Here is a 20,798-nt window from a genome sequence, read left to right as displayed (position 1 = left end):
GGCGGACTCCACTCGAACAATAAAAGAAAACTATTGAATATTCATGATTGTTGGCGCACATCGACATGACCCCATCAGGGTGATGTGCGAACCGCTATCTGCGGTTATACACGCTATCGTTGATACAGCCTGAACGATGTTGTGTTTATGTCCGGCCAGGATCGCTGGATCCCGATCAGGACCGCGGATCATAGCCTAAACTGAGCCAGAGATCTTCTGTTTCTCACAGATTCTTCCCGATTTATCCACAGGAAGATCCGGAATCGGGTAAGTGTAAACGATCCTGACGCGAGTGCCTCGCGATTTAGGCCGCATATTGGAAAATTTAATGAGCACAGACAATTTTGGGCTTAAATGATCTAACGAAGATCCAGGAGGATCCTTGCGCTTTGTTGGCGAGCCCGTATAATCCTCGACCCGGCGCGTGATGCTCATCTTCCTGCGTCGTTCGTTGCTCATTTTCCACGCGAAATCGTGCGGAAATACGCAGGGATTTAAGGAAAGAGAATTGACTCCGGAGTGTACAATTATTACAATCCGGCCTCTTTAATCACCCACGCTGAGGCGTTAGTCGTTCGAATCTCGTTCGGGTATACGCAAAAGTCAGTGAATTTATTCAAGTTTAGGTAGAAATCGCCATGAAACGCACTTTTCAACCGTCTGTACTGAAGCGCAACCGTTCTCACGGCTTCCGTGCTCGTATGGCTACTAAAAATGGTCGTCAGGTTCTGGCACGTCGTCGTGCTAAAGGCCGCGCTCGTCTGACCGTTTCCAAGTAATAAAGCTAACCCCTGAGTGGTTAAGCTCGCATTTCCCAGGGAGTTACGTTTGTTAACTCCCACTCATTTCACTTTCGTCTTCCAGCAGCCACTACGGGCTGGCACGCCGCAAATCACCATCCTCGGCCGCCAAAATTCGCTGGGGCATCCCCGCATCGGTCTCACAGTCGCCAAGAAAAACGTTAAGCGTGCGCATGAACGCAACCGGATTAAACGTCTGACGCGTGAAAGCTTCCGTTTACGTCAGCACGAACTGCCTTCAATGGATTTCGTGGTGGTGGCTAAAAAAGGGGTTGCCGACCTCGATAACCGTGCTCTCTCGGAAGCGTTGGAAAAATTATGGCGCCGCCACTGTCGCCTGGCTCGCGGGTCCTGATAGCCCTCATTCGGGTCTATCAACGCCTGATTAGTCCGCTACTCGGGCCACATTGCCGTTTCACGCCAACATGCTCAAGCTACGGAATTGAGGCATTGCGCAGGTTTGGAGTGATAAAAGGCAGTTGGTTGACGGTGAAACGCGTATTAAAATGCCACCCTTTACACCCAGGTGGAGACGACCCCGTCCCTCCAGGACCTTTTGATACCAGAGAACACTAACGATGGATTCGCAACGCAATCTTCTTATCATCGCTTTGTTGTTCGTGTCTTTCATGATCTGGCAGGCATGGGAGCAGGATAAAAATCCTCAACCCCAGCAGCAGACCACGCAGACCACGACCACCGCAGCGGGTAGCGCCGCCGACCAGGGCGTACCGGCCAGTGGCCAGGGGAAACAGATTACGGTTAAGACCGATGTGCTTGAGCTGACTATCAACACCCGTGGTGGTGATGTTGAGCAGGCGCTGCTGTTGACCTACCCGAAAGAGCTGAAGTCTACCGAACCGTTCCAGTTACTGGAAACCACGCCTGAGTTTATCTACCAGGCACAGAGCGGCCTGACCGGTCGTGATGGCCCGGATAACCCGGCGAACGGTGCGCGTCCACTGTATAACGTCGAGAATGACACCTTTGTGCTGGCTGATGGCCAGAACGAACTGGTTATTCCGATGACCTACACCGACGCGGCAGGCAACACCTTCACCAAAACCTTCACCCTGAAACGCGGTGAATATGCGGTGAACGTGGGCTACAGCGTACAGAACACCGGTGCGAAACCGCTGGAAATCTCTACCTTTGGTCAGCTGAAGCAGTCCATCAATCTGCCGTCTCACCGTGACACCGGAAGCAGCAACTTTGCGCTGCATACCTTCCGTGGCGCGGCTTACTCCACGCCAGATACCAAGTACGAGAAATACAAATTCGACACCATTGCCGATAACGAAAACCTGAACGTCAGCTCTAAAGGCGGTTGGGTCGCAATGCTGCAACAGTATTTCGCGACGGCGTGGGTACCGAATAACGACGGTACGAACAACTTCTACACCGCGAACCTCGGCAACGGTATTGCAGCCATCGGCTACAAATCTCAGCCGGTTCTGGTGCAGCCGGGTCAAACCGGTAAGCTGGCAAGCACCCTGTGGGTCGGCCCGGAAATCCAGGATAAAATGGCTGCCGTTGCGCCGCACCTGGATCTGACCGTTGATTACGGTTGGTTGTGGTTCATCTCTCAGCCGCTGTTTAAGCTGCTGAAGTTCATCCACAGCTTCCTGGGTAACTGGGGCTTCTCCATCATCGTTATCACCTTTATCGTTCGTGGCATCATGTACCCGCTGACTAAAGCGCAGTACACCTCCATGGCGAAGATGCGTATGCTACAGCCGAAGATTCAGGCTATGCGTGAGCGTCTGGGCGATGACAAACAGCGTCAGAGCCAGGAGATGATGGCCCTGTATAAAGCAGAAAAAGTGAACCCACTGGGTGGTTGCTTCCCGCTGCTGATTCAGATGCCAATCTTCCTTGCGCTGTACTACATGCTGATGGGTTCCGTTGAGCTGCGCCACGCGCCGTTCGCCCTGTGGATCCATGACCTGTCCGCACAGGACCCGTACTACATCCTGCCGATCCTGATGGGCGTGACGATGTTCTTCATCCAGAAGATGTCTCCGACCACCGTGACTGACCCGATGCAGCAGAAGATCATGACCTTTATGCCGGTCATCTTCACCGTGTTCTTCCTGTGGTTCCCGTCAGGTCTGGTGCTGTACTATATCGTCAGCAACCTGGTGACCATCATCCAGCAGCAGCTGATTTACCGTGGTCTGGAAAAACGTGGCCTGCATAGCCGCGAAAAGAAAAAGTCCTGATTCGGTAACTTAACGCTAAAATAAGGGCGGTCGATTGACCGCCTTTTTTATTTGTATTGAACGAGAGCAACCATGAGCCATAACGACACTATCGTCGCCCAGGCAACCCCACCGGGACGCGGTGGTGTAGGCATTCTGCGCATCTCCGGCCTGAAGGCGCGTGAGGTGGCCGAAGCGGTGCTGGGTAAACTGCCAAAGCCGCGCTACGCTGATTATCTGCCATTTAAAGATGCCGACGGCACCTCGCTGGACCAGGGCATTGCGCTGTGGTTCCCCGGCCCAAACTCCTTTACTGGCGAAGACGTGCTGGAGCTTCAGGGTCACGGCGGCCCGGTGATCCTCGACCTGCTGTTAAAACGTATTCTGACCCTGCCTGGCCTGCGCATTGCGAAGCCGGGTGAGTTCTCCGAGCGTGCCTTCCTGAACGATAAGCTCGACCTGGCTCAGGCCGAAGCGATTGCCGACCTGATCGACGCCAGTTCCGAACAGGCAGCCCGCTCCGCGCTGAACTCGTTGCAGGGGGCATTTTCCGCACGCGTGAATCACCTTGTGGAAGCACTTACTCACCTGCGAATCTATGTTGAAGCGGCTATCGACTTCCCGGACGAGGAGATTGACTTCCTTTCTGACGGCAAAATCGAAGCCCAACTCAACCAGGTGATGAACGATCTGGATGCCGTTCGCGCCGAAGCGCGCCAGGGCAGCCTGCTGCGTGAGGGCATGAAGGTGGTGATTGCTGGTCGCCCCAACGCCGGGAAATCAAGCCTGCTGAACGCCCTGGCGGGCCGTGAAGCGGCGATCGTGACCGACATAGCCGGTACCACCCGCGATGTTCTGCGCGAGCATATCCATATCGACGGCATGCCGCTGCACATCATCGATACCGCTGGCCTGCGCGATGCGAGCGATGAAGTCGAGCGTATCGGTATCGAACGCGCCTGGCAGGAGATCGAGCAGGCCGACCGCGTGCTGTTTATGGTGGACGGCACCACGACCGACGCCGTTGACCCGGCTGAAATCTGGCCAGACTTTATCGCCCGTCTCCCGGCCAAACTGCCGATCACCGTGGTGCGCAATAAGGCCGACGTTACCGGCGAAACGCTGGGCATCAGCGATGTGAATGGTCACTCACTTATTCGCCTGTCGGCCCGTACCGGGGAAGGCGTGGAAGCCCTGCGTAACCATCTCAAACAGAGCATGGGCTTCGACACCAGTATGGAGGGCGGCTTCCTGGCGCGTCGTCGTCACTTGCAGGCGCTGGAAGAGGCGGCTCGCCACCTTGAGCAGGGTAAAGCCCAGCTGATCGGCGCTTGGGCCGGCGAGCTGCTGGCGGAGGAACTGCGTCTGGCGCAGCAGAACCTGAGCGAGATCACCGGGGAGTTTACGTCGGACGATCTGCTTGGACGAATTTTCTCAAGCTTCTGTATTGGTAAGTAATCCCCGATAGAACATGGTGATTTCCTCCAGGGAAATCACCATTGTCCCAATGGCAACTCGCTTAATCCCCCCATGCCCCCTATCCTGCTTGCCTGCATCTATGGGGGATTTATGGCTCGTTTTCTGTTTTGTAGTTTCGCATTAGTTCTGCTGTATCCGTCCGGCATTGATATGTATCTGGTGGGGCTACCGCATATTGCACGCGATCTGGGTGCCAGCGAGGCGCAACTGCACATCGCGTTTTCGGCCTACCTCGCGGGAATGGCGTCGTCGATGGTATTTGCCGGGAAAATCGCGGACAGAGCCGGCCGTCAACCCGTCGCCATTACGGGGGCGGTTATCTTTACGCTGGCATCGGTACTGTGTTCAATGGCTCAGGAAAGCACAATGTTCCTGTCAGGGCGCTTTATCCAAGGCATTGGCGCGGGCGGCTGTTACGTGGTGGCGTTTGCCATTCTGCGCGATACCTTGAGCGCCCAGCGCCGCGCCAGGGTGCTGTCGATGCTGAACGGCATTACCTGCATCATCCCGGTGCTGGCACCGGTTGTAGGCTACCTGATCATGCTGAAATTTCCATGGCAGAGCCTTTTCTGGACCATGGCCACAATGGGCGCCATCGTCTTTATACTGTCCGTGACGGTGTTGAAAGAGACCCATCCCGGTTCGCAGCAGACGCACCACGCTGCTACCATTCATCCGGCTGAAAAGCTTCTGAATCGCTTTTTCCTGAGCCGCCTGGCCATCATCACGCTCAGCGTGGCGGTGATCCTCACCTATGTAAACGTTTCCCCGGTGTTACTGATGGAGACGATAGGCTTCGATCGCGGTGAGTATTCGACGGTGATGGCGCTCAATGCGATGGTCAGCATGGCGGTTTCATTCTCGATGCCCTTTGCGCTCAATATCTTCCGCCAGCGCACGCTGATGCTCACTTCACAGACGCTGTTTCTCGCCGCAGGCGTGATTCTGGCGACCGCCACCTCACATGCGCTGATGCTGGTGGGTATGACCCTGATCTGCGCCGGATTCTCCGGCGGCTTCGGCGTGGCGATGAGTCAGGCGCTTGGCCCGTTCTCACTGCGGGCAGGCGTGGCAAGCTCGGTGCTGGGCATTGCGCAGGTCTGCGGTTCGTCGCTGTGGATTTGGCTGGCGGCGGTGATCGGCCTTAACGCGCTGAATATGCTGATCGGGGTTCTGATTGGCTGTAGCATACTCTGCATTACCTTACTTATGGTCATCCAGCCCGCGGCGCACTATGAAGAAGCCCATCAGCAGTCTCGATCTTAATCTTTTACTTTGCCTGCAGTTGTTGTTGCAGGAGCGCAGCGTCACCAAAGCCGCGAAGCGAATGAACGTGACGCCGTCCGCGGTGAGTAAATCGCTGGCGAAGCTGCGCGACTGGTTCGACGATCCGCTGTTTGTGAAAACGCCTTTAGGGCTACTGCCCACACCGCTAACGGTGAGTCTGGAACAGGATCTGGCCGACTGGATGCAGATTGGCAATCAGATCGTCGATAAATTCCACCATAGCTCTCCAGGCGGGCTCAAGTTTGTGCTCGCCGCCGAAACGCCGCTGATGCTGATTCGCTTCAACACCCTGCTGGAGCAGGTGAATGAGCGCTACCCACAGGCGACGGTGAAGTTGCGCCAGTGGGATTATGATTCGCTGGACGCCATTACGCGCGGGGAGGTCGATCTCGGTTTTACCGGCCGCGAAACGCACCCGCGCTCCCGCGAGCTGCTAAAGCTGATGCCGTGGTTTATTGACTACGAAATCCTGTTCAGCGACCGTCCGTGCGTCTATCTGCGAGAAGATCATCCGGCACTTCACGAAGCGTGGAACCTTGAGACGTTTCTGCGCTACCCGCATATCAGCATCTTCTGGGAGCGCAGCGATACCTGGGCGCTTGATGAAGTGCTAAAAGAGATGGGCCGGGAGCGCAACGTCGCCATGAGCCTGCCCGGCTTTGAACAGTCGATGTTTATGGCGGCTCAGCCGGACCACAACTACATTGCCACTGCGCCCTACTACTGCCATCACTACAATCAACTCCACCAGCGTAATCTGGTCTGCCTTCCCATTCCCATCGATGAGGCGCAGGCAGAAAAGCTGACCGTACCCTTCACGCTTATCTGGCATAAGCGGAACAGCCATAATCCGAAAATTATCTGGCTGCGCGAAACTATAAAAGCCCTGTATACCGCGCCAGGTCAGGTTTTTGCCTAAGATAATGTAAAGTTCGGTCCTCAGGCTTCTCTTATTTCTATTTACTGATTAAAACAGAAGCTGAGTTAAGCGATAATCATGTAACCGTTTAACCGACTACGACCATTATCATGGAGCGAAAAATGGCTACGCACTTTGCACGAGGAACATTAACGGAAGGGCATCTCGTATCGGCCAGAATTTCTTCAGCCTGTCACAGTGAGGCGCTCAAACTACCTGAACACCGCAGGACGCGGTTTTTAGCCTCCAGAGCGCTCCTCGCAGAACTGCTTTTTATGCTGTACGGCACCAGCGAATTACCGGACATACTCACCCAGCCAGAAGGTCGCCCGGTTTTTGCGGACCCGGCACTCCCCCATTTTTCCATTGCGTATACCGGCAACATTGTTGGCGTCGCGCTGACGACTGAAGGTGATTGCGGCCTGGATATGGAGCTGCAACGCGTCACGCGCAGCTTCCATGGTGCTAACGCGCTCGATGAATACCCGCTCTCCAGCAATGAAAAGCTGTGGATACGTAACCAGAACGATCCCGTTGAAGCCAGAGCGCAGCTCATCACCCTTCGCCAGAGCATCCGTAAACTGAGCGGCGCGGCATCAGACGACGCCAGCCTGTTGCAGCTGCTTCCCGGCTCCGGACGCCTGCGTGCCGCGAAAGCGTCGCTGGTAGAGGCGCTCAGCGACGCTGAGGACGTACTGATCTGGTCCGTTGCGGTGAGCCCCGCCATCGAACGGCTGAAAATCTGGGAGTTTGACAGTATTCGCGGTTGGCGTAGTCTTCCGGATGTACCTGAGCGCGCCAACGAGCCCGCCGCGCGCCTGATGCGATTAACCAGTTTACCGGCAGAAAAAGCATACACCCATAGCTGATCCGTCCAGGGTCATCATGATGAAACAGGAGTAATCATGTCTGATACGTTGAAAGTTGTTACGTTACTGGGAAGCCTGCGCAAAGGTTCGTTTAACGGGATGGTAGCGCGCACGCTGCCACAGCTGGCGCCTGCGGGAATGGAGATCAGCGCCCTGCCGTCTATTGGCGACATCCCGCTTTATGATGCTGACGTTCAGCAGGAAGAAGGGTTCCCGCACAGCGTGGAGGAGATAGCCGAGCAGATCCGTCAGGCTGATGGTGTAGTGATTGTAACGCCAGAATATAACTACTCGGTTCCGGGTGGTCTGAAGAACGCGATTGACTGGTTATCCCGTTTACCGGAGCAGCCGCTGTCAGGCAAACCGGTGCTGATCCAGACCAGCTCAATGGGCGCCATCGGCGGTGCGCGCTGCCAGTATCACCTGCGACAGATCCTGGTGTTCCTGGATGCGATGGTGATGAACAAGCCGGAATTTATGGGCGGCGTGATTCAGAACAAAGTCGACCCGCAGACGGGTGAAGTGGTGGATCAGAGTACGCGTGACCATCTCTCTGGTCAGCTGACTGCGTTTGGGGATTATATTAAGCGGGTTAAAACCTGATAAAAAAGCCCGGTGGCGCTAGCGCTTTCCGGGCCTACACTCGTCAGTAGGTCAGGTAAGCGAAGCGCCACCTGACACCACAAACCGCACCTTAGTGCGCGTCAATAAACACAATCTTGAGCACAAACAGCAGCGCCACAATCATCACGCACGGGCTGAGTTCGCGGAAACGGCCGGTACCGATCTTCATCACACAGTACGAGATAAAGCCCAGCGCGATACCTTCGGTGATCGAGAAGCTGAACGGCATCATCACCGCGGTAATAAACGCCGGAACGGCTTCCGTCAGATCTTCCCACTTCACGCGCGCCAGGCTCGAGGTCATCAGCACGCCGACGTAGATCAGCGCGCCAGCTGCCGCGTACGGTGGCACCATCCCCGCCAGCGGAGAGAGGAAGATCACCAGCAGGAACAGCAGACCCACGACTACCGCCGTCAGGCCAGTACGGCCGCCCACGGACACGCCGGAAGAGGATTCAATGTAAGCGGTAACAGACGAGGTGCCGATGAAAGAACCCGCAACGGACGAGATGCTATCCACATACAGCGCCTGCTTCATGCGCGGGAATTTGCCTTTCTCGTCCGCCAGACCCGCTTTGTCCGTCACGCCAATCAGCGTACCGGAGGAGTCAAACAGGTTGACCAGCATGAAGGAGAAAATCACTCCGGCCAGACCCAGGTTCAGCGAGCCCGCCAGATCAACGTGACCAATCACGGTAGAAACGCTCGGTGGCGCAGAGACAATACCGCTGTAATGCACGTCACCCAGCATCCAGCCCAGCAGCGTGGTCACGATGATAGAGACCAGCACCGCAGCGTGAATGTTACGCGACGCCAGGATCGCGATAATAAAGAAGCCCAGCACGCCCAGCAGCACGCTGTGAGAGGTCAGGTTACCAATGCTCACCAGCGTTTCCGGGTTCGCCACGATTACGCCAGCGTTTTTCAGCCCCATCATGCCGATAAACAGACCGATACCGCTGGTGATGCCCACGCGCAGGCTCACGGGAATGTTCGCAATCATCCAGTAGCGCACACGGAAGATGGTCAGCAGCAGCAGGCCGACCGCGCCCCAGAAAATAGCGCCCATCCCGACCTGCCACGGCAGGCCCATCGCCTGAACCACCACGAACGCAAAGAACGCATTCAGACCCATTGCCGGGGCCAGTGCCACGGGCAGATTAGCGAAAACGCCCATCAGGATGCTGCCAAGGGCCGCGATCAGACAGGTGGTAACAAAGACGGCGCTGGTGTCCATGCCAGCCACGCCCAGAATTTGCGGGTTAACGAAAACGATATAGACCATCGTCAGGAAGGTAGTAAAACCGGCGATCACTTCGGTGCGTGCCGTTGTGCCGTGCTCGCGCAGTTTGAACACGCGCTCAAGCAGCCCCTGACCAGATGTCTGGGTAGTGTGTTGTTGACTCATCATCAATTTCCGAACAAGGAGGGAAAATTCGTCGCTATCCTATACCAAAATGCGACAATAGTGGCGGTTACGGGATACTTTTTTCATTGATTTTGCTTATACGGCAACGATTGCGTCTCGTTAAACTGTCGTACGTAAACGTTAAACTTGTTAAAAGGGAAAGGCATGTCCGGAATTGAAGCGGTATTTTTCGACTGTGACGGTACGCTGGTCGACAGTGAGGTCATTTGTTCCCGCGCGTATGTCGCCATGTTCCAGGAATTTGGCATTACGCTCGATCTCGAAGAGGTGTTTAAACGCTTTAAGGGCGTGAAGCTGTACGAGATCATCGACATCATTAACGAAGAGCACGGGGTGGATCTGGCGAAAGCGGATCTGGAACCGGTGTACCGCGCCGAGGTCGCACGCCTCTTCGACGCCGAGCTGGAAGTTATCGCCGGCGCTAACGCGCTGCTGGATGCGATGACGGTGCCGATCTGCGTGGTCTCTAACGGCCCGGTCAGCAAAATGCAGCACTCACTCGGCAAGCTGGACATGTTGCACCACTTCCCGGAAAAACTGTTCAGCGGCTACGATATCCAGCGCTGGAAGCCGGATCCGGCATTGATGTTCCACGCGGCGAAGGCGATGAACGTCAACGTGGAGAACTGCATCCTGGTGGATGACTCGTCTGCGGGCGCGCAGTCGGGGATTGATGCGGGGATGGAGGTGTTTTACTTCTGCGCCGATCCGCACAACAAGCCGATCGATCATCCAAAAGTGACGACCTTTACAGACCTGGCGCAGCTGCCGGAACTGTGGAAGGCGCGCGGGTGGGATATTACTCGCTGAAAAAACAAAGCCGGATGGCGCTAACGCTTATCCGGCCTACAAGGATTGTAGGGCGGGTAAGCGATAGCGCCACCCGCCACACACATCACTCTTTCGGATCTTTACCCGCCAGCAGCTTGTCCAGCTCGTCGCCGCCCACGTGACGGAAATCCTGTCCCTTCACGAAGTAGAAGATGTATTCGCAAATGTTCTGGCAGCGGTCGCCAATACGCTCAATTGAGCGCGCGCAGAACAGCGCGGTCAGCACGCTTGGAATGGTACGGGAATCTTCCATCATGTAGGTCATTAGCTGACGCACTATGCCTTCGTATTCCTGGTCAACTTTCTTATCTTCACGGTAGATACGGACCGCTTCGTCCAGATCCATGCGCGCGAAAGCGTCCAGCACATCGTGCAGCATCTGCACGGTGTGGCGACCGAGAGACTCCAGGCTCACCAGCAGCGGCTGGTGCTGCTGGGAGAATTTCTCCAGCGCGGTGCGGCAGATTTTATCCGCCACGTCACCAATACGCTCCAGCTCGGCGATAGTTTTGATGATCGCCATTACCAGACGCAGGTCGCTCGCGGTTGGCTGACGCTTGGCAATGATGCGCACGCACGCTTCGTCGATGGCGACTTCCATCATATTGACGTTGTGATCGCCTTCGATAACGCGCTTCGCCAGCTCGCTGTCCTGGTTGTGCATTGCCGTAATCGCATCAGAAAGCTGCTGCTCGACCATGCCGCCCATGGTCATCACCTGGGTGCGAATGCTTTCCAGCTCTGCGTTAAACTGGCCGGAAATGTGTTTATTAAGATTGAGGTTGTCCATGGTTTCTCCACATGCACTAAGGCAAATCAACCGTAGCGGCCAGTAATATAATCTTCGGTTTGTTTCTTCGCAGGACGGGTGAACAGCGCGTCCGTATCGCTGAACTCAATCAACTCGCCCAGGTACATAAACGCCGTGTGGTCAGAACAACGGGCAGCCTGCTGCATGTTGTGAGTGACGATCACCACGGTGTAATCCTGCTTCAGCTCGGTGATCAGCTCTTCGATACGCCCGGTTGAGATCGGGTCCAGGGCTGAGCACGGCTCATCCAGCAGCAAGACTTCCGGGCGAATGGCGATACCGCGCGCAATGCACAGACGCTGCTGCTGTCCACCGGAGAGAGAGTACCCGCTCTGGTGAAGTTTATCTTTGGTTTCGTTCCATAATGCGGCCTTGGTCAATGCCCACTGCACGCGCTCGTCCATATCCGCACGGGAGAGCTTCTCAAACAGACGCACACCAAAGGCGATGTTGTCATAGATCGACATCGGGAACGGCGTGGGTTTCTGGAACACCATCCCCACTTTCGCACGCAGCAGGGCGATATCCTGGGTATTGGTCAGGATGTTGTCACCGTCCAGCAGAATTTCACCTTCTGCGCGCTGCTCCGGATAGAGCGAATACATTTTGTTAAAGGTGCGCAGCAGCGTGGATTTACCACAGCCAGACGGACCGATAAATGCCGTGACCTGGTTCTTCGCGATATCCAGGTTGATATTCTTCAGGGCATGGAATTTGCCGTAGTAGAAGTTCAAATCACGAACCTGAATCTTACCCGGGGCAGTATCAACCATACTCATTGACTCATTTCCTCATTCGGCGCCGCGATGTGCCGCGCCGCAAAAATTTAACCGTGTTTCTGCTTCGCGAAAATGACGCGCGCCAGAATGTTCAGCAACAGTACGCAAAGGGTGATGATCAGCACCCCGGCCCAGGCCAGCTGCTGCCATTCCGCGAATGGGCTCATCGCAAATTTAAAGATCGTCACCGGCAGGTTGGCGATCGGCTGCATCATGTCCGTACTCCAGAACTGGTTGGAGAGGGCGGTAAACAGCAGCGGTGCGGTTTCACCAGCGATACGGGCGATAGCCAGCAGGATACCGGTCATGATCCCCGAGACGGACGCTTTCAGGGTGATCGCCGAAATCATTTTCCATTTCGGCGTGCCCAGTGCGTAAGCCGCTTCACGCAGGCTGTCCGGCACCAGTTTCAGCATGTTTTCAGTGGTACGAATAACGATAGGCACCTGCAACAGCGCCAGCGCAATCACACCCGCCCAGCCGGAGAAGTGTTCCATTTGCGCCACCACGATGGTGTAAACAAACAGACCTACCACAATCGACGGGGCAGAAAGCAGAATGTCGTTAATAAAGCGGATGACTTCAGCGATCCAGGACTTGCGGCCATACTCCGCCAGATAGATACCCGCCATGATGCCCAACGGCGTACCGAAAACGGTCGCCCACAGGATCAGCAGGCCGCTGCCCGCCAGGGCGTTTGCCAGACCACCACCCGCCGTGTTTGGCGGCGGCGTCATCTCGGTGAACAGCGCCAGGGACATTCCATCAATACCACGGGTGATGGTGGACATCAGGATCCAGATCAGCCAGAACAGGCCGAACGCCATCGTGGCCATGGAAAGCGTCAGCGCAATGCGGTTTTTAATCCGGCGCTTTGACTGCATTTTACGACGAGATTCCGCAAACTGAGCGGTGTTTTGCATGTCGAGAGTCGCCATTAGCGTGCCCCCTCGTTTTTAGCCAGACGCATAATCATCAGCTTGGAGATAGCCAGCACAATAAAGGTAATAACAAACAGGATCAGGCCCAGTTCCATCAGCGCTGCGACGTGCAGCCCGGATTCCGCTTCGGCAAATTCGTTCGCCAGCGCAGAGGTAATACTGTTCCCCGGCATGTAGAGCGACACGCTGTCGAGCTGGTAGGTGTTGCCGATGATAAAGGTCACCGCCATGGTTTCACCCAGCGCGCGGCCTAAGCCCAGCATGATGCCGCCGATCACCCCATTTTTGGTGAACGGAAGGACGATGCGCCAGATAACCTCCCAGGTGGTGCAGCCGATGCCGTAGGCCGACTCTTTCATCATCACCGGGGTTTGTTCGAAGACATCGCGCATGACCGCCGCAATGTACGGAATAATCATGATGGCGAGTATCACGCCAGCCGCCAGAATACCGATACCGAATGCCGGGCCAGAGAACAGGGCCCCCACAAACGGAACGGCGGAGAGAACATTACCCACCGGCTCCTGGAAGTACGTCGCAAACAGCGGAGCAAAGATAAACAGGCCCCACATGCCGTAAACGATACTTGGGATGGCCGCCAGCAGTTCAATGGCGATACCCAACGGACGTCGCAGCCAGCCCGGCGCCAGCTCCGTCAGGAACAGGGCAATACCGAAGCTTACCGGCACCGCAATCAGCAGAGCGATAAAAGAGGTCACCAGCGTGCCGTAAATCGGCACCAGCGCACCGTAGATATCGTTCGGCGCATCCCACTCTTTGGTCCACAGGAAGGCGAAACCAAATTTTTGAATGCTCGGCCAGGAGGAGAAAATGAGGGACACGATAATGCCGCCCAGCAGCAATAGCACAATCAGCGCAGCCAGTTTCACCAGCGCGCTGAAAATCATGTCACCTTTTTTACCCGGAGGGTTAAATGCAGGCTTGGTTGCAGCCATAAATTACTCTTCTTTATGAGACGTCTTACGAATATGCCCGGTGGCGCTGGCGCTTACCGGGCCTACAGGATGAACCGTAGGGCGGGATCGCTGCGCGCCACCCGCCATCTTCGTCAAAAATATCCTGTTAGTACAGCGCTTTACCGCTGCTGTCTTTCACGTTGGTTTTCCATGCAGCACGGATCTGCTCAACCACGCTGTCTGGCAGGCTGGCGTAATCCAGGTCATTCGCCTGTTTGCCGCCGTTTTTGTATGCCCAGTCGAAGAACTTCAGCACTTCAGCACCCTGCTCAGGCTTCTTCTGCTCTTTGTGGACCAGAATGAAGGTGGTAGACGTGATAGGCCATGCATCGTCGCCTTTCTGGTTGGTCAGGTCCTGAGCGAAGGATTTGCTCCAGTCAGCGCCTTTTGCGGCGTTAGCGAAGTTCTCTTCGGTCGGGCTAACCGGTTTGCCGTCAGCAGAAACCAGTTTGGTGTAAGCCAGGTTGTTCTGCTTAGCGTAGGCGTACTCTACGTAGCCGATAGAGCCAGGCAGACGCTGTACGAAGGCAGCGATACCGTCGTTGCCTTTACCGCCCAGACCGGTTGGCCAGTTAACGGTAGAGCCGGAACCGACTTTAGATTTCCACTCTTCGTTCACTTTCGCCAGGTAGCTGGTGAACACGAAAGAGGTACCAGAGCCGTCAGCACGACGAACCACCGCGATATTCTGCGAAGGCAGCTTAACGCCCGGGTTCAGTTTGGTGATGGCTTCGTCATCCCATTTTTTGATTTTGCCCAGGTAGATATCACCCAGGGTTTTGCCGTCCAGCACCAGCTCGCCTGATTTCAGGCCAGGGATGTTAACAGCCAGCACAACGCCGCCGATCACGGTCGGGAACTGGAACAGGCCTTCCTGATTCAGTTTCTCATCAGACAGCGGAGCGTCGGATGCGCCGAAATCAACGGTATTCGCGGTAATTTGTTTTACGCCACCGGAGGAGCCGATACCCTGATAGTTGACCTTGTTACCGGTCTCTTTCTGGTAGGTATCCGCCCATTTGGCATACACCGGCGCAGGGAAGGTTGCACCAGCGCCAGTCAGGCTTGCTGCTGCGAAAGCAGAGAAAGCGCTCAGAGATAAGGTCGCGGCGACAACAGTTGCGACAGTGGTACGCATAACTTTCATAATGTCTCCTGCAAGGATTTCGTAAATCATTGTTTAAGTGGCTACGATGAGCAAAATAGGACAAACAGGTGACAGATAAATGTACGAAATATGACAGTTTTATGACAAAGAAAATTTCACTTAAAATTAAGCAAAAATCCATAAATAAATCATAAGCTTAATGATTATTATGACAGCTTGTTTTCAGTAATATTTTCTTTATGTGACACTGATAAAATAGCTGAAAATGACGGATTGTCATAAAAAAAGGCTCCACCGGATGGCGGAGCCTGGAAGGATTATTCTACGGTAACGGACTTCGCCAGATTTCGCGGCTGGTCAACGTCGGTGCCTTTGATCAGCGCGACGTGGTAAGCCAGCAGTTGCAGCGGTACGGTGTAGAAGATCGGCGCAATCACCTCTTCCACATGCGGCATCTCGATGATGTGCATGTTGTCGCTGCTGGCAAAACCGGCATCTTTATCCGCAAAGACGTACAGTACACCACCACGGGCGCGCACCTCTTCGATGTTAGATTTCAGTTTCTCCAGCAGTTCGTTGTTAGGTGCCACCACGATAACTGGCATATCCGCATCGATCAGTGCCAGCGGGCCATGTTTCAGTTCACCTGCCGCGTAAGCTTCAGCATGAATGTAAGAGATCTCTTTCAGCTTCAGCGCCCCTTCCAGCGCAATCGGATACTGATCGCCACGCCCCAGGAACAGGGAGTGATGTTTGTCAGAGAAATCTTCAGCCAGCGCCTCAATGCGTTTGTCCTGAGACAGCATCTGCTCAATACGGCTCGGCAGCGCCTGAAGGCCATGCACGATGTCGTGTTCAACGGAAGCATCCAGACCTTTCAGACGTGCCAGTTTCGCCACCAGCATCAGCAGAACGGTCAACTGAGTGGTGAACGCCTTGGTGGAAGCGACGCCGATTTCGGTGCCCGCTTTAGTCATCAGCGCCAGATCGGATTCACGCACCAGCGAGGAGCCCGGTACGTTACAGATGGCCAGCGAACCCAGGTAACCCAACTCTTTAGACAGACGCAGCGCCGCCAGGGTATCGGCCGTTTCGCCAGACTGGGAAAGAGTGATCATCAGGCTGTTACGGCGCACAGCGGATTTACGATAGCGGAACTCAGATGCGATTTCGACGTCGCACGGCACGCCCGCCAGGGATTCAAACCAGTAGCGAGAGACCATACCGGAGTTGTAAGAGGTACCGCAGGCCACGATCTGAATGTGCTCGACTTTGCTCAGCATTTCGTTGGCATTGGCGCCCAGCTCGCTCAGATCCACTTCACCATGGCTGATGCGCCCGGTCAGGGTGTTTTTAATGGCGTTTGGCTGTTCGTAGATCTCTTTCTGCATGTAGTGACGATAAGCACCTTTGTCGCCCGCGTCGTATTGCAGGTTTGATTCGATTTCCTGGCGCTTAACCTGCTCGCCTTTCGTGTCGAATACGGTCACGCTGCGACGTGTCACCTCGGCAATGTCGCCCTCTTCCAGGAAGATAAAGCGACGGGTAACCGGCAGCAGCGCCAGCTGGTCGGAAGCGATAAAGTTTTCACCCATGCCCAGACCAATCACCATCGGGCTACCGGAACGCGCGGCCAGCAGCGTGGACGGGTCACGGGAATCCATGATCACCGTACCGTAAGCACCACGCAGCTGAGGGATAGCGCGCAGCACCGCATCACGCAGCGTACCGCCCTGTGCCAGCTCCCAGTGCACCAGGTGAGCAATTACTTCGGTGTCGGTTTCAGAGACGAAGGTATAGCCGCGCGCTTTCAGTTCTTCACGCAGCGGTTCGTGGTTTTCGATAATGCCGTTATGCACCACCACAATGTGTTCAGACACATGCGGGTGTGCGTTGCCTTCAGATGGCTCACCGTGAGTCGCCCAGCGGGTATGCGCAATACCGGTGCCACCGTGCAGCGGATGTTCCTCCGCCGCCTGGGCCAGCATCTGCACTTTACCGAGACGACGCAGACGGGTCATATGACCTTCTGCATCGACGACAGCCAGACCGGCTGAGTCATAACCACGGTATTCCAGACGACGTAAACCTTCGAGAAGGATTTCAGCAATATCACGCTGCGCAACTGCGCCAACAATTCCACACATAGTTAGATTTCCTGATTATGGCGTTATGCCATGCGTTGTCGCTGACCTGTATTTGCCCTTTCCGGGCACCCCGAGCCTTGTAGAGAGTGGGGTTATTTTTATGGGTACTGCTGGTGGGGGGAGGATTATGTTATCCCCTCACCCCGGCCCTCTCCCCAAAGGGGAGAGGATGAAAACCGCACCATTCAGTTCCCCTCTCCCCTTTGGGGAGAGGGTCAGGGTGAGGGGTGTATATTGTCGTTACTTTTTCTTCACCGGGCGTTTCCAGCCCTGCTTACTGACCTGCGGAACGCGGCTTAACACCAGCTCGTTCTCGGCCACATCGCGCGTAACGGTTGTCCCGGCGGCAATGGTCACGCCTTTGCCCACGGTAACAGGCGCCACCAGCTGGGTATCGGAACCTACAAACACGTCATCACCGATGATGGTTTTAAACTTATTGGCACCGTCATAGTTACAGGTAATCGTCCCTGCACCGATGTTTACGTTGTCGCCAATTTCCGCATCGCCCAGATAGGTCAGATGACCGGCTTTCGAGCCTTTACCGAGACGTGCTTTTTTCATTTCCACGAAGTTACCTACATGAGCGCCTTCCAGCAGCTCAGCGCCCGGGCGCAGACGCGCAAACGGGCCGATGGTACAGGCGGGATCCAGACGCGCATCTTCTACCACGCTGTACGGGCTGATTTCGCAGTCGTCACCGATCACGCTGTTTTTAATCACACAGCCGGTGCCGATTTTGACGCGGTTGCCCAGCGTGACGTTACCTTCCAGGATAACGTTAGTATCTATTTCAACGTCGCGCCCGTGGGTCAGCGTGCCACGCAGATCGAAACGCGCCGGATCGCGCAGCATAACGCCCGCCAGCAACAGTTTTTCTGCCTGCTCGGACTGGTAAATACGCTCCAGGCGTGACAGCTGTAGACGGTTGTTTACCCCGTCCGTTTCGCTGATACGCGCCGGATGAACGGCAGCAATCTCACGCCCTTCCTGGTACGCCATCGCAATGATGTCGGTGATGTAGTATTCACCCTGCGCGTTGTTATTATTGAGTTTGGACAGCCAGCGCTTCATATCCGCACCGTTCGCAATCAGGATGCCGGTGTTGATCTCCTGAATCTGACGCTGTTCGTCAGTGGCATCTTTATGCTCAACAATCCCGGTTACCTTGCCGTTTTCACGCGTAATGCGGCCATAGCCGGTTGGATCGTCCAGCACGACGGTTAACAACCCAATGCCACCCTGCGGTTTGGCTTCACGCAGGCGAGTGAGGGTTTCAACGGAGATCAGCGGGACGTCGCCGTAGAGCATCAGGATGTCTTCATCATCAGCGAAGAAGGGTGCAGCCTGCTGCATTGCATGACCCGTACCCAGCTGTTCTGCCTGTAGCACCCAGTTGAGATTGTCGTCACGCAGCGTTTTTTTCAGCAGATCGCCGCCATGTCCATAAACCAGATGCACCTGGCTGGCGCCTAATTCATTAGCTGCATCAATAACATGCTGCACCATTGGCTTTCCTGCCAGCGTGTGGAGCACTTTAGGCAGATCGGAATACATGCGGGTACCTTTGCCTGCAGCAAGGATCACCACGCTCATCGCACTGTTTAACATACGCATCCTGACGGTAGTTTGTGTGAGAAGTAAAAACGTTTGATGCTTAAAATTCTACATCTTTTTCATCATGAATTAAGGCCGAAAAAAAAAGCCAGCCTGGGATCCAGACTGGCTTTTGTGCTTTTCAAGCCGGTGTTACATCGCTTTTTTGGTCAACTCGATAACGCGCAGTTTCGCGATCGCTTTGGCCAGCTCCGCAGACGCCTGAGCGTAATCCACGTCACCATGAGAGCTGCTAATGTGCTCTTCAGCCTTACGCTTCGATTCCAGGGCTCGCGCTTCGTCGAGATCCTGGCCACGAATAGCGGTATCGGCCAGAACGGTCACACTGCCTGGCTGCACTTCAAGAATGCCGCCGGACAGATAGATAAACTCTTCATGACCGAACTGTTTAACGATGCGGATCATACCAGGCTTAATGGCGGTGAGCAGCGGTGCGTGACCCGGGAAAATACCCAGTTCACCTTCACTACCCGTTACCTGGATTTTCTCGACCAGACCAGAGAACATTTGTTGCTCTGCGCTGACGACGTCCAGGTGGTAAGTCATTGCCATATCACCCTCCGATTAAGGCGTTAAAGTTTTTTGGCTTTTTCCACGGCTTCTTCGATGGAACCAACCATGTAGAACGCCTGCTCTGGCAGGTGATCGTATTCGCCTTCCATGATGCCTTTAAAGCCACGGATGGTGTCTTTCAGGGAAACGTATTTACCTGGAGAACCGGTGAATACTTCCGCAACGAAGAACGGCTGGGACAGGAAGCGCTGGATCTTACGCGCACGTGCTACCACCAGTTTGTCTTCTTCAGACAGTTCATCCATACCCAGGATGGCGATGATGTCTTTCAGTTCCTGGTAACGTTGCAGCAGGGACTGTACGCCACGCGCGGTGTCGTAGTGTTCCTGGCCAACAACCAGTGGATCCAGCTGACGGCTGGTAGAGTCCAGCGGGTCAACGGCCGGGTAGATACCCAGAGACGCGATCTGACGGCTCAGTACCACGGTTGCATCTAAGTGAGCAAAGGTGGTGGCTGGAGATGGGTCAGTCAAGTCATCCGCAGGTACGTATACCGCCTGAACGGAGGTGATAGAACCAGTTTTGGTAGAGGTGATACGTTCCTGAAGAACACCCATCTCTTCCGCAAGCGTAGGCTGATAACCTACCGCTGAAGGCATACGACCCAGCAGTGCAGATACTTCAGTACCGGCCAGGGTGTAACGGTAGATGTTATCAACGAACAGCAGAACGTCACGGCCTTCGTCACGGAACTTCTCAGCCATCGTCAGGCCAGTCAGCGCAACGCGCAGACGGTTTCCTGGTGGCTCGTTCATCTGGCCGTAAACCAGGGATACTTTATCCAGAACGTTGGAGTCGGTCATTTCGTGGTAGAAGTCGTTACCCTCACGAGTACGTTCACCAACACCCGCAAACACGGAGTAACCGGAGTGCTCGATCGCGATGTTACGGATCAGCTCCATCATGTTTACGGTTTTACCTACACCCGCACCACCGAACAGACCAACTTTACCGCCCTTCGCGAACGGGCACATCAGGTCGATAACTTTGATGCCGGTTTCCAGCAGTTCCTGAGAGCTGGACAGCTCTTCGTAGGAAGGTGCCGCGCGGTGGATAGCCCAACGCTCTTCTTCACCGATGTCGCCTTTCATGTCGATTGGTTGACCCAATACGTTCATAATACGACCCAGTGTTGCTTTACCTACCGGGACTTCGATCGGGTGCTCAAGGTCTTTCACTTCCAGACCACGACGCAGACCGTCGGAAGAACCCATGGCGATGGTACGCACGATACCGCCGCCGAGCTGCTGCTGAACTTCCAGCACCAGGCTCTCGTTACCATTTTGTACCTCAAGCGCGTCGTACACGCGTGGTACGGCGTCCTGAGGGAACTCGACGTCCACCACGGCGCCGATTACCTGGACAATCTTTCCAGTAGCCATCTTGAATCCTCTACGTAATTCGTA

The 20,798-nt window shown here is 55.1% G+C and carries 20 protein-coding genes; 10 read left to right on the top strand and 10 right to left on the bottom strand.

Annotated features, from left to right (window positions below; all coding sequences use genetic code 11):
• Positions 1 to 638: 638 nt before the first annotated feature.
• The 9 genes from rpmH to ACQG2Q_RS25425 all read left to right on the top strand — a co-directional run bounded on the left by rpmH (position 639) and on the right by ACQG2Q_RS25425 (position 8,158).
• Positions 639 to 779 (top strand): 50S ribosomal protein L34, encoded by a 141-nt coding sequence (gene rpmH, locus ACQG2Q_RS25465; RefSeq protein ID WP_000831330.1) that lies wholly within the window; start codon positions 639 to 641, stop codon positions 777 to 779.
• Between the two features lie 16 nt (positions 780 to 795).
• Positions 796 to 1,155 carry a ribonuclease P protein component gene (rnpA, locus tag ACQG2Q_RS25460; RefSeq protein ID WP_006808764.1) on the top strand — a complete coding sequence of 120 codons (360 nt, stop codon included), beginning with the start codon at positions 796 to 798 and terminating at the stop codon, positions 1,153 to 1,155.
• Positions 1,119 to 1,376, top strand: coding sequence for a membrane protein insertion efficiency factor YidD (gene yidD, locus ACQG2Q_RS25455; RefSeq protein ID WP_001307474.1), 258 nt, complete (start codon positions 1,119 to 1,121; stop codon positions 1,374 to 1,376). The genes rnpA and yidD overlap by 37 nt, the downstream gene beginning before the upstream one ends.
• Positions 1,377 to 1,378: 2 nt before the next feature.
• The gene (gene yidC / locus ACQG2Q_RS25450) at positions 1,379 to 3,022 is read left to right on the top strand and encodes a membrane protein insertase YidC (RefSeq protein WP_023298949.1); all 1,644 of its coding nucleotides are present in this window, start codon (positions 1,379 to 1,381) and stop codon (positions 3,020 to 3,022) included.
• 72 nt (positions 3,023 to 3,094) lie between these two features.
• On the top strand, positions 3,095 to 4,459 hold the full coding sequence (gene mnmE / locus ACQG2Q_RS25445; RefSeq protein ID WP_022649885.1) for a tRNA uridine-5-carboxymethylaminomethyl(34) synthesis GTPase MnmE: 1,365 nt from the start codon (positions 3,095 to 3,097) through the stop codon (positions 4,457 to 4,459).
• Positions 4,460 to 4,570: 111 nt separating this feature from the next.
• On the top strand, positions 4,571 to 5,746 hold the full coding sequence (locus tag ACQG2Q_RS25440) for an MFS transporter (RefSeq protein ID WP_032677160.1): 1,176 nt from the start codon (positions 4,571 to 4,573) through the stop codon (positions 5,744 to 5,746).
• On the top strand, positions 5,715 to 6,686 hold the full coding sequence (gene yidZ / locus ACQG2Q_RS25435) for an HTH-type transcriptional regulator YidZ (RefSeq protein ID WP_022649883.1): 972 nt from the start codon (positions 5,715 to 5,717) through the stop codon (positions 6,684 to 6,686). The genes ACQG2Q_RS25440 and yidZ overlap by 32 nt, the downstream gene beginning before the upstream one ends.
• A 122-nt stretch (positions 6,687 to 6,808) precedes the next feature.
• Positions 6,809 to 7,555, top strand: a complete 747-nt coding sequence (locus ACQG2Q_RS25430) for a 4'-phosphopantetheinyl transferase family protein (protein ID WP_023298947.1) — start codon at positions 6,809 to 6,811, stop codon at positions 7,553 to 7,555.
• 36 nt (positions 7,556 to 7,591) lie between these two features.
• The gene (locus tag ACQG2Q_RS25425; protein ID WP_063849879.1) at positions 7,592 to 8,158 is read left to right on the top strand and encodes an NADPH-dependent FMN reductase; all 567 of its coding nucleotides are present in this window, start codon (positions 7,592 to 7,594) and stop codon (positions 8,156 to 8,158) included.
• 91 nt (positions 8,159 to 8,249) lie between these two features.
• Here ACQG2Q_RS25425 and adeP read toward each other — a convergent pair whose 3' ends face one another.
• Complete coding sequence (gene adeP, locus ACQG2Q_RS25420; protein ID WP_139152660.1) at positions 8,250 to 9,587, bottom strand: adenine permease AdeP; 1,338 nt, start codon at positions 9,585 to 9,587, stop codon at positions 8,250 to 8,252.
• Positions 9,588 to 9,752: 165 nt separating this feature from the next.
• On the opposite strand from adeP, the gene yieH reads away from it, so the two are divergent.
• Positions 9,753 to 10,418: a 6-phosphogluconate phosphatase gene (yieH, locus tag ACQG2Q_RS25415; RefSeq protein ID WP_022649879.1), complete on the top strand. Its 666-nt coding sequence runs from the start codon at positions 9,753 to 9,755 to the stop codon at positions 10,416 to 10,418.
• An 85-nt stretch (positions 10,419 to 10,503) separates the two neighbouring features.
• Here the strand turns inward: yieH and phoU are convergent, their stop codons facing one another.
• From phoU to atpD, 9 genes are all read right to left on the bottom strand, one after another.
• The gene (phoU, locus tag ACQG2Q_RS25410; RefSeq protein ID WP_003861153.1) at positions 10,504 to 11,229 is read right to left on the bottom strand and encodes a phosphate signaling complex protein PhoU; all 726 of its coding nucleotides are present in this window, start codon (positions 11,227 to 11,229) and stop codon (positions 10,504 to 10,506) included.
• Positions 11,230 to 11,255: 26 nt separating this feature from the next.
• On the bottom strand, positions 11,256 to 12,029 hold the full coding sequence (gene pstB, locus ACQG2Q_RS25405; protein WP_003861154.1) for a phosphate ABC transporter ATP-binding protein PstB: 774 nt from the start codon (positions 12,027 to 12,029) through the stop codon (positions 11,256 to 11,258).
• Between the two features lie 47 nt (positions 12,030 to 12,076).
• Positions 12,077 to 12,967, bottom strand: coding sequence for a phosphate ABC transporter permease PstA (pstA, locus tag ACQG2Q_RS25400; protein ID WP_063849878.1), 891 nt, complete (start codon positions 12,965 to 12,967; stop codon positions 12,077 to 12,079).
• A complete protein-coding gene (pstC, locus tag ACQG2Q_RS25395; protein ID WP_022649877.1) occupies positions 12,967 to 13,926 on the bottom strand; it encodes a phosphate ABC transporter permease PstC in 960 nt (319 codons plus the stop codon). The genes pstA and pstC overlap by 1 nt, the downstream gene beginning before the upstream one ends.
• 127 nt (positions 13,927 to 14,053) lie before the next feature.
• Entirely contained in the window at positions 14,054 to 15,094 is a 1,041-nt protein-coding gene (gene pstS, locus ACQG2Q_RS25390) for a phosphate ABC transporter substrate-binding protein PstS (RefSeq protein WP_022649876.1), read from the bottom strand.
• Between the two features lie 278 nt (positions 15,095 to 15,372).
• Positions 15,373 to 17,202, bottom strand: coding sequence for a glutamine--fructose-6-phosphate transaminase (isomerizing) (gene glmS, locus ACQG2Q_RS25385; RefSeq protein WP_063849877.1), 1,830 nt, complete (start codon positions 17,200 to 17,202; stop codon positions 15,373 to 15,375).
• A gap of 240 nt (positions 17,203 to 17,442) precedes the next feature.
• A complete protein-coding gene (gene glmU, locus ACQG2Q_RS25380; protein WP_022649874.1) occupies positions 17,443 to 18,813 on the bottom strand; it encodes a bifunctional UDP-N-acetylglucosamine diphosphorylase/glucosamine-1-phosphate N-acetyltransferase GlmU in 1,371 nt (456 codons plus the stop codon).
• Between the two features lie 138 nt (positions 18,814 to 18,951).
• Positions 18,952 to 19,371 (bottom strand): F0F1 ATP synthase subunit epsilon, encoded by a 420-nt coding sequence (locus ACQG2Q_RS25375; protein ID WP_006177560.1) that lies wholly within the window; start codon positions 19,369 to 19,371, stop codon positions 18,952 to 18,954.
• A 20-nt stretch (positions 19,372 to 19,391) separates the two neighbouring features.
• Positions 19,392 to 20,774 (bottom strand): F0F1 ATP synthase subunit beta, encoded by a 1,383-nt coding sequence (atpD, locus tag ACQG2Q_RS25370; protein WP_003862362.1) that lies wholly within the window; start codon positions 20,772 to 20,774, stop codon positions 19,392 to 19,394.
• Between the last annotated feature and the right edge of the window lie 24 nt (positions 20,775 to 20,798).

The organism is Enterobacter cloacae complex sp. 370H10 (assembly GCF_050031535.1).
Taxonomy (GTDB): Bacteria; Pseudomonadota; Gammaproteobacteria; order Enterobacterales; family Enterobacteriaceae; genus Enterobacter; species Enterobacter intestinihominis.
The sequence above is the reverse complement of the archived record's forward strand: the minus strand, read 5'-3'. Positions and strand labels throughout refer to the sequence as shown.